Source organism: Streptomyces sp. Tue6028 (genome assembly GCF_002300165.1).
Taxonomy (GTDB): domain Bacteria; phylum Actinomycetota; class Actinomycetes; order Streptomycetales; family Streptomycetaceae; genus Streptomyces; species Streptomyces siamensis.
In genome coordinates this window covers 1-12,563 of record NZ_MLCE01000019.1, presented here as the reverse complement: position 1 = coordinate 12,563, position 12,563 = coordinate 1, and the positions used below count along the sequence as shown (strand labels likewise).

The window sequence follows — 12,563 nt, the reverse complement described above, 5'->3', positions numbered from 1 at the left end:
CGACGAGGAAGGAACACGAACGTGACCGTCATCGACCGGTCCCTCACGGGTCAGCTGAAGCGGCGGGGGCTGTTCCTCACGCAGGAGCGGAGCGACGTCGCGGAGATCGTGTACGTCTGCGTGGACGACGGGCTCCCGGGAGGGTTCCCGGTCGGCTACGTCATCCCGTCCCGCGCGGGGGCCTGGTCCGCGTACGCCCGGGTCCGCCCCGGTGTCCGCGTCTTCGCCACCGATGAGGTGGGCACCGGCCTGCCGGACGTGGTCGAGGCGGTGCGCGCGGTGCTCGACCACGCCCGTTACGGGGACGTCCTGTTCGCCCTGGAACAGGAGACAGACCGCGACGGCACGTACACCGCGCAGGTGCGCCGGGAGCACGCCGCCTGGTTCGCCGCGCTCGACGCACCCGAGGGCATCACGCAGCTCGGCGACGGCAGGATCCGCCTCACCGCCCCCGCCGTCGCCTATCTCCGCGGCCTTCCGGCACGCCTGGGCTGCCACGTGGACGGCGACGACCGGATCCGACTCGCGGGGGAGTCGTACGTGTTGACCCGGGAGCCCCGGCGCGTGCGGTGACGGTGCGGTCGACGCCTGCGGTGACGGTGTGTGCGGTGATGGCGCGGCCGACGTCTGCGGCGACGCGGTGCGGCCGTCGCGTGCCCCGATGGTGACCTCGCCGCGGGGTTCCCGGTGCGTGAGGGCACGGGAGGTGTTTCCCGTGGGGCGGCACGAGGACACCATGTACCCATGCGCCGACAGCCGCCAGACGCCATCGCCTGGTCCGAAGCCCCCGATCCGGTACTCGCCCTGGCCCTGGGCGAGTTGGCCTTCTACGAGAGGGTCCGCGACTCGGCGCGCCTGTGGTACCGCGTGTCCGAACTGGGAGCCCTGGCGACGTCCTCGGCGACGGTGGTCGCGGCGGGCCTGCACGCCCCGGCCTGGCTGACGGCGATCATCGCGGGCGGGGCTCTGTTCTTCACCGGATTCCGCCAGGTCTTCGCACACGGCCCGCGCTACGTCCTCGCGTCACAGTCCCGCGAGACCCTCCGCCGGGCAGTCAACCGCTACCGGCTCCTGCCGGAGGCCGACCGGGACGAGACGGCCCGCCGGGAGCTGCTCGCCGCGATCGAGCAGGTGGGCGACGAGGAACTCCGCCAGTGGGCCGAACAACGCAGCCGCGCGACTCAGGGCGGCACGGACCCGACGGGCGGCCCGGCACTGCCCTGACCCGCGTGTGGGTGACAGGCGACCGCCGACCGGTCGGCAGCCGACCTCCGCCGACAGCAAAGAAAAATACCTACCGGCTCATACAAAACGCAGATAAATCCGATGAGGGTTGTCGATAATTATCAGGTTCCCATTCCAAATTACTCGGGTCCCAATGTCGATGTATATGGAATTGGAGTCGAGATCGGCTCAATGAGTGGCTTTTCCCGGACCGGACCGGTGCGCTTCGGCGGTGTTTCGAACCAGCCCTGTATCCCTTGACCGTCGCATGAGGCGAGGGAGAGCTGGAGACGATGATCGAGCGAAGGAAATTCCTCATGGCCGGTGCCATGGGGGCCGCGGGCATGCTTCCACGGGGTGTCCTGGGGGCACGGGCGTACGCGATGCCGGCTCACCCGCCGGCAGGGTGTGACGACCAGGCGGTCAACACCCCTTCGCTGACGAAGTTCGTCGACCCGCTGCCCAGACCGTCGACGGCCGTCCCGGACCCGTCCGCCTATCCGGGCGCCGACTACTACGAGTTCACGATGCGGCAGGGGTCGTGGCGCTTCCACCGGGATCTCGCTCCATCGCCCGTGTGGGGTTACTGGGCCACGGATCCGCACCACCCCCACGAGCCGATCGGCATGGGCTATCTCGGGCCGACTTTCGAGACGATCAGGGACCGCCCGACGGTCGTCAAGTACCGCAACGACCTGCCGACCACCCACATGTTCCAGCCCGTGATCGACATGATTCGCGACAAGAAGCCCGTCGTCGCCCCGATCCCTCCGCCTCCCTACGAGTACATGCCGCAGTTCCCCGACGACATCAACGTGTGGAACGTCGTGCACCAGCACGGCGGTTACACCGCACCGCAGTCCGACGGTCTGCCGGAGCAGTCGTTCAGCCCGAAGGGCTTTCACGCCGAGGGCTACACCACCCTGGAGCCGGGCCGGGTCAAGCCCAACGAAGCGATCTACGCCTACACCAACCACGACCATTCGTGCATGCTCTGGTATCACGATCACGCCATGGGGATGAGCGCTCTCAACGTCTATGCGGGACTTGCCGGTCTCTACTTCATCCGTGATCCCGCCGACGAGCGGCTCGGGCTGCCGCGAGGTGAATTCGAGGTCCCCCTCATCCTGCAGGACCGGACCTTCAACGCGAACGGCTCGCTCGCCTACACCATGGTCGACAGGGAAGGCGAGGACACCCCGGTCGTCAACGGGAAGGCCTACCCCTACCTGGACGTCGAGCCGCGACGCTACCGACTGCGCATTCTCAACGCTTCGAACGAGCGATTCTGGCGGCTGAGGTTCGACGTTCCCAGGGATGTACTTCCGCAGCCGCAACTGCCGTTCTGGCTGATCGGCACGGACGGTGGCCTCCGTGCTCCGTTGCAGATGCTGGACTTCCTGATCAGTCCGGCCGAGCGGTACGACCTGATCGTCGACTTCACTCACATTCCCCCGAACAAAGATGTCACGTTGACGAACTACCCGGGGACGCAGGTCCACTTCCCCGGCATCACCGGCTGCGGACCGGAAATCGCGGAGATCATGCGATTCCGGGTCCGCAAGCCACTGTCCGGAAGGGACAGGTCGACGCCACCCGAGAAACTCAAGCTGCAGTCGGTCCCGGCCATCAAGCCGAAACCGCACACCCGCCGACGGCAATGGGTCGTGTACCAGCACGAGCTCTTCAGGACGATGACGTTCAACGCGGTGCCCTACATGGAGCCGTCGCAGGACTTCATCAAGGAGGGCTCGACCGAGATCTGGGAGTACATCAATCCCAATCACGACGCCCACCCGATGCATGTCCACCTCGTCAACTTCCAGGTACTGGACAGGCAGCCGTTCGACGCGGCCGCCTACCAGAAGGACTACGACAAGTGGATCGACGGCGGCCGCAAAGCGGAGGACCACCCGGCCGTGGCCGACTACTTCACCGGCCCGCCGATTCCCCCGGACCCGGACGAAGCGCTGTCCTACAAGGACACGGTCAAGGCCCCCGCGCAGATGGTGACCAGAATCATCATCCAGGAATTCGTCCCGCCGACGGATGAGATCGCGTCGATCCCGGGAAGCGGCGCCAAGCTCCCGGCGACGTACATCCACCACTGCCACCTCCTCGAGCACGAGGACGACGACCTGATGCGCCCCTGGACGATCGTCCCGGCCGGCGACTGACGCGATCGACAATCGGGTGATCACGGCCCGCGCGGACTACACCGCCACGCGGGGCGACACCTCGGACACGACGAAGGGCCGGCCCGGGAGGAAACCCTCCTGAGCCGGCCCCATCGTCCGCGCCCCGGCGGGAAACCGCCGGACGCTGCCCAGGAAGCGCCCTCGGCCGTCGACGACAGGCCGCCCACTCGGCCGTGTCCGGCAGCTCGGAGATGTCGACGGCAGCACCGCGTCGCGTGTCCTCCGGATGGTGCAACAGAAGGCGACTCACCCGTCCGGCCGACCTGACGTACCGTCGGCTGCCCCGTCCGGAAGCCTAGGATCCGCCACTAGAGAGACGTCGCCTACCCCTGTCCGGCATCGGCGAGCCCACGTATGAGCGGAGGAGACGGGATGCTGCGCAGTGCAGGCAGGACCTCCTGGAAGCGCTTCGCCTGCATTCTCGTCCCGAGTGCCGTGGCTGCCGCGGCCCTCGGCATCGCCATGGCCCAAGGAGCGCTGGCCGTGTCGTTCCTCATCTCCGGCCAGAAGTTCCAGGTGGCCCTGGACACTCTGGCCGTCCGAGGTCTGGCCATCTACGGCACGGTGGACGTGACCAAGAAGGGCACCCTCGTGCCGGTCGTCGTCACCGGCGCCAGCCATGCGGAGATCAGTGGGCTGTGCCAGTCCGTGGTGGTCACGATCCCGGTCCTGGGCCCGTACACGCTGAAGATCACCGGTGGCGATCACAGTCGGGTCGAAGCGAAGAACCTGTTCCTCGACGCGACAGCCCTGTCGAGCAGTCAGGCGAATTTCGACGGCCTCGACATCGGCGTGGCGACGGGAGCGGTCAGCAAGGGCCCGATCAGCCGGGGGGACCGCAACTCCCGGTTCTTCGATCCCAACGGCTTCGCCCAGCAGGCGGATTCGGTCTTCCTGACCGACGTGCACTTCACCACGGTCGCCGTCTCGGCCGCCACGTTCAACGTCCCGGACCTCGATGTGCAACTGAGGCAAGGCCGCCACGAGTGCTTCTGATCCGCCGGCACGAAGCACGCGCCTTTCGCCCCCGTTCGCCGCGTACTCCCTCCCGCCGAACACCAGGGAAGCTCACGTGTTCCTCCAGCGAATCGGCAGACGCGAGAACGTGCGCGTCCTCGCCGCCGACGCCCGACGCAGATTCAGGACCTGGCGGGGCGAACGTCCCTTCTGGGCAGGCCTGTTCACCTTCGCGGCGGGTCTGCCCATCATCTACCTTCCTTATGCCCGCCTGGACTTCGGCGCCATCCCCCTGGCACTGTCGACCTCGGCCGGCGCGGGTTCGCTGATCATCGGGGTTCTCCTCGTCACCCTCGCCGTCTCCCTGTGGTTCCACCGGCAGTCGCGTGTGTTCGCAGGGATCACGGTCATCCTGCTCGCCCTCATCTCCTTCCCCGTCGCCAATCTCGGGGGTCTCCTCGTCGGGCTGCTCTCCGGCCTGATCGGCGGATCCCTGGCCTGCGCCTGGATCCCTCCGACGGGCGCCACGGATGTGCAGCCCGTGGCCGACCGTGCGTCGCCTCCCGTTCCCGTGGGTCAGGACCACGGTGGCAAGTGACGCCCTGACCGGCTCTACGGCGACCGGGCCGGAGTGCGATCCCCGCCGTCCGAGCGGTGCGGTGAAGCGCCGCTCGGCCGGCCGGCTGCTGCGGCCCCTCGCCTGTGCGTCGGCGGTGGCCGCCCTGTCCTTGGCCCTGCAGCTCGCCACGCCCACGGCCTCGAAGGCGTTGCTCGCCCCTGGCGGCCTCCGCACGTCCCAGCCGCCGGCGGCCGGCGCCGCGCCGGTCGCCCGCCCACCGGACGTCCCCTGGGTGCTGCGCGCCGACAGGCTGGTGCTCCACGGCAGTTCCTTCCGCGGCGTGGCCGTCCTCAGGACCGCGGCCGGGTCCGAGCGGGTACTGAAGTTCACCGCACGGTCGCTGGACCTCGGCGGCCTCGATCTGACGGCGGGCCGCGGCCGCTCGGCGGTGCGACTGCGGGCCAGGCCCGCGACCACGTCCACGGTCAAGGGCGAGGACGTGGTGACTCTGTACGTCCAGAAACTGAGCGGCACGCTCGTCGGCCTGGGCGGCGCTCCGCTCCCGGCGGACCGCGGCGTCACCGTCACGCCCGACGCGCTGCCCCCGTGGCTCTCCGACTCCACCGCGCCGACCCGCACCATCACTTTCAAGAACGTGACCGTTTCACAGGCCGCCCGGCTCAGCGGCGACCTGTCCATCGCCGGCCCGACCCTCGGCCTCGTGGCCGGGTGACAGCGCACGCCCGCCGCCTGCGGAACACGGATGCATGGCGGGACGAAGGCCCGCCCGTACGGCGGGCGGACGTGGCCGGAGGGCCGAAGACCGCAAGGAACGGTCTTCGGCCCTCCGGATGGGTGCGGCGGCCGTGCCGGCTATGACGACGGGTGGCAGAGGGTGCGGGCCTCCGCGTCGCAGCACGGCCTCCAGGGCGGTCTAGCGGTGGCCGTGGTGCCAGCCGCGGTCGCGGTCCCAGCCGTGGTGCCGGTCGCGGTCCCAGCCGTGGTGCCAGCCGCGGTCCCGGTCCCAGCGGTGGTGCCGGTCCCGGTCCCGGTCCCAGCGGTGGTCCCGGTCCCGGCCCCAGCGGTCGTCCCGGTCCCGGTCCCAGCCGCGGTGCTCGCCCCGGTCCCAGCCCCGGTCCCGGTCGCCGAAGTGACCGTCGTGGTGGCGGTCGCTTCTGTCGCTGTGCGAGTAGCCCCTCCCGTTGTCGCGGTCATGGCCGGCTCCGGCGGCCAGAGCCGGCATCGCGGCCGCGCCGACGAGTGCGCCCGTTGCCACGAAGGTGGCGATCAGGCGGACCGTCGTACGAGAAACAGACATGAATCTGTCACCTCACGTTCGTGCACGCCGACCCTGGTCTGAGCCGGGCGTGCTGTCCGAAATTCCCGGCTCGGTGCCGAGGAACCCACACTGTGGCCCTTTGCGACGACACCGGAGCAAGGACAGGATTCGCGTTACAAAGCGCAGATATATCGGTAACTGTCCCTTGTATGCGCCATTGATGCCGGGGAGGAGCCCGGGTGTCGGCCCTGTCCCGGCCCGGAACCATGCCGGGAGCAGGAAAAACAGGAACTGACGGTCAGCGGGACTCGTGGCTGTCTCGCTGCCCGAACTCCTCCGAACGGCCCAACGGCTTCGGTAACAACGGAGGGCCTCCGTTCGGGGGCCCCTTCGCAGGCCTGGTCAGAGGGCGTCGACGCCGCTCACCTTCCAGCCGCCGGAGGTGCGGGTGAGCGTCATACGCACCCGGTTCAGGTCCAGCCGGGGCTCCGGGGCCTGGGTGCTCCGGGTGACCTGGTTGACGAAGAGCAGGACGACGGCCCGGTCCGGTGTGGCCGACACGACGGAGACCGCCGGGGCGCCACCGTCGGCGGGTGTGGCCACGGTCGCCTTCACCACGCCGTGGTACTTCGTCGCGGTCGGCGTGACCACTGCCTTCGTGGTCCTGCCGTACTGGTCGCGGAAGTGCCCGGTCAGCAGGGCGCGGGCTCGGGAGAAGTCCCGGTCCAGGTGCCGGTAGTCGTACGACAGCACGACCGGCGCCGCCTTCCTCGCGGCCGCGAGGGCCTCGCCGCGGGCCTGCTCCGCCTGTCGCCCCTGCCGGTACTGCCAGCCGACGACGGCGGTCGCGACCAGGGCCGCCACGAGGACGACGCCCAGCACCGCGGTGAGCACGATCCGCCAGATCTCGCGCGAGGGCGCGTCCTCCTCCGGCTCCTCCTCGAACGACTTGGGTGACTCGGGCTCCGGCGGGTCCTCCCAGCCGTTCGCCGGGGGCTCGACGAGCAGGGTGCTCCCGGAGGGAATCTGCTCTTCCTGGCGGGCGCCGTGCTCGGGGCGCGCGGGCCGCCCGGCGCGCTTGGCTGCCGCGCGGGCGGCCGCGGTCATGGTGCGGCGGGCGGGTGAGCCGGTGCCGCGGGTGCGGGAGGTCGGGTTCGCCACGGTGTCTCTTCTCATCGATGGCCTCACGGGGTGGGTCAGCCCACGAACGCGACGTCGGAGGTCAGCCAGCGGCCGGCCACGCGCGTGAGGTCGAGCTGGAGCCGGTAGGTGCGCGCCTGGCCCTCGGGCGCGGCGGTGTTGGTCACCTTGCTGTCGGCCACGACCAGGACCCGGGCCGAGCGTGCGTCGGACCGCACGACGCCCGCTTCCAGGACCTGCCCCTCGGACACCGACTTGTTCCGCGCGACCAGCTTCGTCAGTTGTGCGGTCTGTGCGGCGAACTCCTTCTTGAACTCGCCGGTGGCGCCCTTCAGCACAGTGGCGCTGTCCCGGTCGTAGTGCCGGTAGTCGAGCGAGGTGAAGCTCAGCGCCGACTGGCGAGCCGCCGCCAGGATGTCCTGACGGCGCTGTTCCGCCGCGTGCTGGTCGGACAGCTTGTGGCCCAGCCAGACACACGGCACGGTCGTCAGCACGGTCGCGGCGACGAGCCCTGCCGACAGCAGCCTCATGCGTCCGCCTCTCACACCATCGGTCCCACGAGCAGCCATTGCCACGACTCCTTTCCGAACACGGTCTGTTCCCCGCCCGTCGAGCCGATCTCGACGGGCGTTCCGCCCGGGCCGGTCACGGTGCCGGTCTCCGGGTCGTACGGGGCCACGAACGCGGCCTGGCCGGCGCCGTACCGACCGGTCGTCGCGCCGGGCGCGTTCTGCGCTCCGCGCACCGAGGTCTTGCTGCCGCGCGGTGCCGTGCAGCGCGCGTCGGTGTTCGCCGGGCGCGTGCCGGTGTCGGCGGGGTCGCGGCGCTGGGTGCCGTAGCCCTGGGTGCACGCGGGAGGGTCGTCGGCGTTCACGGTCAGCCCGAAGTGGGTGGTGCCGTCGCCGGGGACGACCGTGTAGCTGCCCGCGACAGTGAGCGGGAGCGTGACCAGGGCCTGTTCGACGCCGGGCAGCCGGGCCACGGTGATCTGGCCGCCGCTGATGAGGTTGGTCAGCAGGACCGGCACGTGCGGGCGAGTGGACTTCAGGAGGGAGTCGATCTCCTGCGCGGCGGGCGCGGTGGTGCCGATCAGTCGGCGCAGATCACCGTCGCTCGACTTCAACTGTGCGGTGAGCGCGGCAAGATCGCGGGAGAACGACTTGATGGCCGAGCCCTGGTCGGCCTGCGTCTTGAGCACCTTCCGCGAGTCCTCGATCAGCGAGACCGTCTGGGGGAGCGACCCGGATGCCGACTCCACCAGCGCGTCGCCGGAGTCGACCAGCCGGCTCAGGTTCGGTCCGGTGCCGGCGAACGCCTTGCCCAGCTCGTCGACGGTGACCCGCAGATCGTCCTTGCCGACCGAGTTGACCAGCCGGTCGAGGCTGAGGACCAGGTCGGTGACCGGCAGCGGGGTCCGGGTGCGGCTGCGCGGGATCGGGCTGCCGTCCATGAGGTACGGCCCGCCCGACCGCCGTGGCTGGAGGTCGACGTACTGCTCGCCGACCGCCGACCGGTCGGCGATCACCGCGAGCGTGTCGGCCGGAATCCTCGGGGCGCCGTCCTCGATCTTCAGCGCCACCGAGACCCCGGACCCGGTCAGCTGCAGATCGCCCACTCGGCCCACCGGCACCCCCCGGTAGGTGACCTCGGCGCCGGGGAAGACGCCCCCGGACTCGGCGAAGTCGGCGCGCACGGTGTAACCGCGGTGCAGGACGTCGTCCACCAGGCCCGTGTAGCGGGCGCCGACGTACGACACCCCGAGGGCGGTGACGGTCGCGAAGGCGAGCAGCTGGACCTTGACCGTACGTGTGATCACGGCAGTATCCCCTTCAGCATCAGCTCGGCGAGGCCGGGATCGACCCCCGGCGGGAGGCGACGCGAGCCGTCCCCGGTGCCGTAGGCAGCGGTGCACACCGGCGGGCACAGCAGGGTGCTGCCGTCGGAGGGCGTCGAGGGCGCGGCGGGCGCGGAGGGCACGGCGGGCACGGAGGGGGTGCCCGGCAGGGACGGGGTGGAGGGGAGAGGGGTGGGCGAGGGGACGCCGGGAAGACGCGGTGTCCCGGGGGCCGGGGACTTCCCGCCCTTGCCAGGCTTGCCGGCGACGTCGGCGTAGAGCTCCGCCAGGTCGAGGTCGGCGGTGATCTTCAGGTTGACGTAGTCGCCCTTGACGGCGTCGGTCGCGTTGCGCGGGAACGGGTAAGTGGTGAGGAGTTCAAGGGAGTTGGGCAGGTCGTCCCCCGCCTTGTCCAGCTCCTGCAGGATGGGCCGGAGCCTCTTCAGGTTGGCGACGGCGTCGTCGTGGGAGGCGTTCACCACCTTGGTGCCGGTCTTGCCGAGCCTGGACAGAGCGGTGAGCATCCTCGTCAGGTCCTTGCGCTGGTCGGCGACGGCCTTCAGAGCGGGCGGCATGGTGTCGACGGCCAGGGCGATCGTCTTCTTCTCCTTCTTCAGCCGCTTTGCGAGCCGGTCGACGCCCTTCAACGCGCGCACGATCTCCGCCCGCTGGTCGTCGAGGCCGCCGAGGAAGGTGTCGAGCTGCTTCAGCAGGGACCTGACCCGGTCCTCGCGACCGCCGAGGGCCTTGTTCAACTCGACGGTGATCGTCTTCAGCTGGGCCACCCCGCCACCGTTGAGCAGCGCGGACAGGGCCGACAGCACCTCCTCGACCTCCGGGTTGCGGCCGCTGCGGGACAGCGGGACGCGGTCGCCGTCGCGGAGCCGTCCGACGGGCCGCGTGCCGGCCGGCCCGGACAGGGCGACGTACTTCTCGCCGAGCATGCTGGTCTGCCTCAGATCGGCGACCGCGTTGCCGGGCAGCTTCACCGAGTCGGCGATCCTGAGCCGCACGCGGGCGTGCCAGCCGTCCAGTTCCACCTTCTCGACCGCGCCGACGGTGACGTTGTTGACCTTGACCGCCGACTGCGGCACCAGGTCCAGCACGTCCCGGAACTCGACGGTGACGTGGTAGGCGTGATTGTCCGAGGCGGCGCCGCCGGGGAGCGGGACGTCGTACCAGCCGTTGAACTCGCAGCCGGTCAGCAGCAGCGAGCCGACCGCCGTCCAGGCGGCCACCCGCCCCTTGCGTCGCACGCTCATGCCGGTGCCCCCAGAATTCCGCCGAGGGTCTTGTCGACCGTGCCCGCCGACGCCGGGGCCGACGGAACCTTGGGCAGGGAGTCGAAGAGCTTCTTCAGCCCGGCACAGTTGTCGTGGTCGTCGCCGGTCGTCTTCAGGATCGAGCAGAGAAGGGATGCCGGATCCTGCGGGACTTGCGCGTTGTTGCGGGTGTCGAGGGTGCCGGCGGCGGGGTTGTAGGCGTTCTGCAGGTTCGACAGGCCCGTGGGAGCGACGGTCAACAGCTCCTCCAGAGCGACCCGTTGGGTGACGAGGACCTTGGTGACCTTGGCCAGGCCCTTCACGTCCGAGGTCAGCGCCTTCTTGTTGCCCTTCACGAAGCCGGACACGTCGCCCAGTGCGGTGGCCAGGTACTTGAGTGCGGCCGCGAGGTCCTTGCGCTCCCCGGCGAGCTGCCCGGCCACGTCGGCGAGGTCGGTGTTGAACGACCGCACGCTGGTGTCGTCCGCCGCCAGCGCGGCCGTGAACACCTGAAGGTTCCGCACGGTCCCGAACAGGTCGCCGCGCCCGTCGGACAGCGTGGTGACCGCCTGGGACAGGTCCTCCACCGTCTGGTTGAGGTTCTCGCCCTGCCCCTGGAGGTTGTCCGCGCTCACCCCGAGCAGCCGGGACAGCGAGCCCTTCTTGTCGGCACCGTTCGGGCCGAGCGCCTCGGCGGTGGTGTGCAGGCTGTCGAAGATCCGGTCCAGCTCGACGGGGACGGCCGTACGGGACTCGGGGATGACGTCTCCGTCCCGCAGCACCGCGCCCTTGTGGTACACCGGCAGGAGCTGTACATAACGGTCGCTGACCACCGAGGAGTTGATGATGGCGGCCTGTGCGTCGGCGGGGACCTTGCGGCCCCGGTCGTATTCCAGCTCCACCCGTACCCGGTCGCCCTCCGGCGTGATCTTCCTGACCTCGCCGATGCGGACGCCGAGGACGCGGACGTCGGAACCGGGATAGATGCCGACGGTGCGCGGGAAGTACGCCGTGACGCGGACGGGACCGGGGCCCGGCCACAGGACGACGGCGAGGCCGACGACGATCGCGAGCGCGGTGAACAGGCCCAGGAGTCTGCGGGTCATCGGGTGCCTCCCGTTCGTGGTGTGACCGGGGCGGCGACCAGGTTCTGGACGTAGGAGTCGAACCAGCGGCCGTTGCCGAGGGTGTTGGTGAAGAGCCGTACGTAGGGGGCGAGAAGCCGGACGCTGCGATCGAGGCTCGACTGGTTGCGTTCGAGCATCTTCACGAAGGTGTTGAGGTTCTTCAGTGCGGGCCCGATCTCCTTGCTGTTGTCGTCGACCAGGCCGGACAGCTCGATGCCCAGCAGCGCGGAGCTCTTGAGCAGTTTGTGGATCGCCGTGCGGCGCTTGCCGATCTCCTTGAACAGGGCGTCACCGTCCTTCACCAGCGCCGAGAAGTCCTTCGTGTGACCGGCCAGCACCTCGGTGACTCCGTCGGCATGGTCGAGGAGCCCGCGCAGCGCCTTGTCACGGGCGGCGACGGTCCGGGAGATCCGCGACAGCCCCTTGATCGACGCCCGCACCTCCTCGGGGGAGTCCTGGAAGGTGACGGAGACCGTGTCCAGTGCCTTCGCGAGCCGGTCCGTGTCGACCTCCTCGGTGGTGGTCGTCAGATCGCTGAAGGCCTGGACGACGTCGTACGCCGACACGGTCCGCCGGAGCGGGATCTCGCTGCCGGGCTTCAACCGGCCGGGCCCCTTCGGGTACAGGGCCAGGTACTTCGCTCCGAGGATCGTCTTGACACGGATCGACGCACCCGTGTCGGTACCGAACGCCGGGTCGCCCTTCACCTTGAAGGTCACCTTGACGTGGTCGCCGGCAAGGTCGACGCCCTCGACCTTGCCGACCTTGACCCCGGCGATCCGTACCTCGTCGCCGGGCTTGAGCCCGCCGGCCTCGGAGAAGGCCGCGCTGTAGGTGTCGCCGCCGCCGATCAGCGGCAGGCTGTCGGCGTTGAAGGCGGCGACGGTGAGCAGCGCGAGGACGGTGAGGCCGACGGCGCCGACCACGACCTGGTTGTGCTCCCGGAAGGGCTTCAGACGCGGGCGCTTGAGCCGGATCCTGGG

The 12,563-nt window shown here is 69.9% G+C and carries 13 protein-coding genes; 6 read left to right on the top strand and 7 right to left on the bottom strand.

Features of this window, described 5'->3' with window-relative positions; translation table 11 throughout:
• Positions 1–21: 21 nt before the first annotated feature.
• From BKI49_RS35325 to BKI49_RS16085, 6 genes are all read left to right on the top strand, one after another.
• Positions 22–573, top strand: coding sequence for a hypothetical protein (locus tag BKI49_RS35325; RefSeq protein WP_095934977.1), 552 nt, complete (start codon positions 22–24; stop codon positions 571–573).
• A 171-nt stretch (positions 574–744) separates the two neighbouring features.
• Positions 745–1,224: an SLATT domain-containing protein gene (locus BKI49_RS16105; protein WP_095934976.1), complete on the top strand. Its 480-nt coding sequence runs from the start codon at positions 745–747 to the stop codon at positions 1,222–1,224.
• Between the two features lie 293 nt (positions 1,225–1,517).
• Positions 1,518–3,401: a multicopper oxidase family protein gene (locus tag BKI49_RS16100; RefSeq protein ID WP_257004818.1), complete on the top strand. Its 1,884-nt coding sequence runs from the start codon at positions 1,518–1,520 to the stop codon at positions 3,399–3,401.
• 393 nt (positions 3,402–3,794) lie between these two features.
• On the top strand, positions 3,795–4,418 hold the full coding sequence (locus BKI49_RS16095) for a DUF6230 family protein (protein WP_095934974.1): 624 nt from the start codon (positions 3,795–3,797) through the stop codon (positions 4,416–4,418).
• 76 nt (positions 4,419–4,494) lie between these two features.
• A complete protein-coding gene (locus BKI49_RS16090) occupies positions 4,495–4,977 on the top strand; it encodes a DUF6114 domain-containing protein (RefSeq protein WP_095934973.1) in 483 nt (160 codons plus the stop codon).
• Positions 4,967–5,671, top strand: a complete 705-nt coding sequence (locus BKI49_RS16085) for a hypothetical protein (RefSeq protein WP_179332469.1) — start codon at positions 4,967–4,969, stop codon at positions 5,669–5,671. The genes BKI49_RS16090 and BKI49_RS16085 overlap by 11 nt, the downstream gene beginning before the upstream one ends.
• Before the next feature lie 201 nt (positions 5,672–5,872).
• On the opposite strand, the gene BKI49_RS35320 is transcribed toward BKI49_RS16085, so the two are convergent.
• The 7 genes from BKI49_RS35320 to BKI49_RS16050 form a co-directional block, all read right to left on the bottom strand.
• On the bottom strand, positions 5,873–6,256 hold the full coding sequence (locus tag BKI49_RS35320) for a hypothetical protein (RefSeq protein WP_179332468.1): 384 nt from the start codon (positions 6,254–6,256) through the stop codon (positions 5,873–5,875).
• Between the two features lie 363 nt (positions 6,257–6,619).
• Positions 6,620–7,378, bottom strand: a complete 759-nt coding sequence (locus BKI49_RS16075; RefSeq protein WP_257004817.1) for a hypothetical protein — start codon at positions 7,376–7,378, stop codon at positions 6,620–6,622.
• Positions 7,379–7,413: 35 nt separating this feature from the next.
• Positions 7,414–7,887, bottom strand: coding sequence for a hypothetical protein (locus BKI49_RS16070; RefSeq protein ID WP_257004816.1), 474 nt, complete (start codon positions 7,885–7,887; stop codon positions 7,414–7,416).
• Between the two features lie 11 nt (positions 7,888–7,898).
• Complete coding sequence (locus BKI49_RS16065; RefSeq protein ID WP_095934969.1) at positions 7,899–9,173, bottom strand: MCE family protein; 1,275 nt, start codon at positions 9,171–9,173, stop codon at positions 7,899–7,901.
• Complete coding sequence (locus BKI49_RS16060) at positions 9,170–10,453, bottom strand: MCE family protein (RefSeq protein WP_095934968.1); 1,284 nt, start codon at positions 10,451–10,453, stop codon at positions 9,170–9,172. Before BKI49_RS16060 ends, BKI49_RS16065 begins: the two co-directional genes overlap by 4 nt.
• The gene (locus BKI49_RS16055; protein ID WP_179332467.1) at positions 10,450–11,559 is read right to left on the bottom strand and encodes an MCE family protein; all 1,110 of its coding nucleotides are present in this window, start codon (positions 11,557–11,559) and stop codon (positions 10,450–10,452) included. Before BKI49_RS16055 ends, BKI49_RS16060 begins: the two co-directional genes overlap by 4 nt.
• Positions 11,556–12,563 (bottom strand): MCE family protein (locus tag BKI49_RS16050; protein WP_257004815.1); only part of this gene is annotated, 1,008 nt, incomplete at its 5' end. The genes BKI49_RS16055 and BKI49_RS16050, both read right to left, overlap by 4 nt.

Coding starts and splice junctions, on each gene's coding strand:
- BKI49_RS16095 (WP_095934974.1), top strand. CDS start 3,795: ATGCTGCGCAGTGCAGGCAGGACCTCCTGGAAGCGCTTCGCCTGCATT.
- BKI49_RS16055 (WP_179332467.1), bottom strand. CDS start 11,559: ATGACCCGCAGACTCCTGGGCCTGTTCACCGCGCTCGCGATCGTCGTC.
- BKI49_RS16060 (WP_095934968.1), bottom strand. CDS start 10,453: ATGAGCGTGCGACGCAAGGGGCGGGTGGCCGCCTGGACGGCGGTCGGC.
- BKI49_RS16070 (WP_257004816.1), bottom strand. CDS start 7,887: ATGAGGCTGCTGTCGGCAGGGCTCGTCGCCGCGACCGTGCTGACGACC.
- BKI49_RS16100 (WP_257004818.1), top strand. CDS start 1,518: ATGATCGAGCGAAGGAAATTCCTCATGGCCGGTGCCATGGGGGCCGCG.
- BKI49_RS35320 (WP_179332468.1), bottom strand. CDS start 6,256: ATGTCTGTTTCTCGTACGACGGTCCGCCTGATCGCCACCTTCGTGGCA.
- BKI49_RS16105 (WP_095934976.1), top strand. CDS start 745: ATGCGCCGACAGCCGCCAGACGCCATCGCCTGGTCCGAAGCCCCCGAT.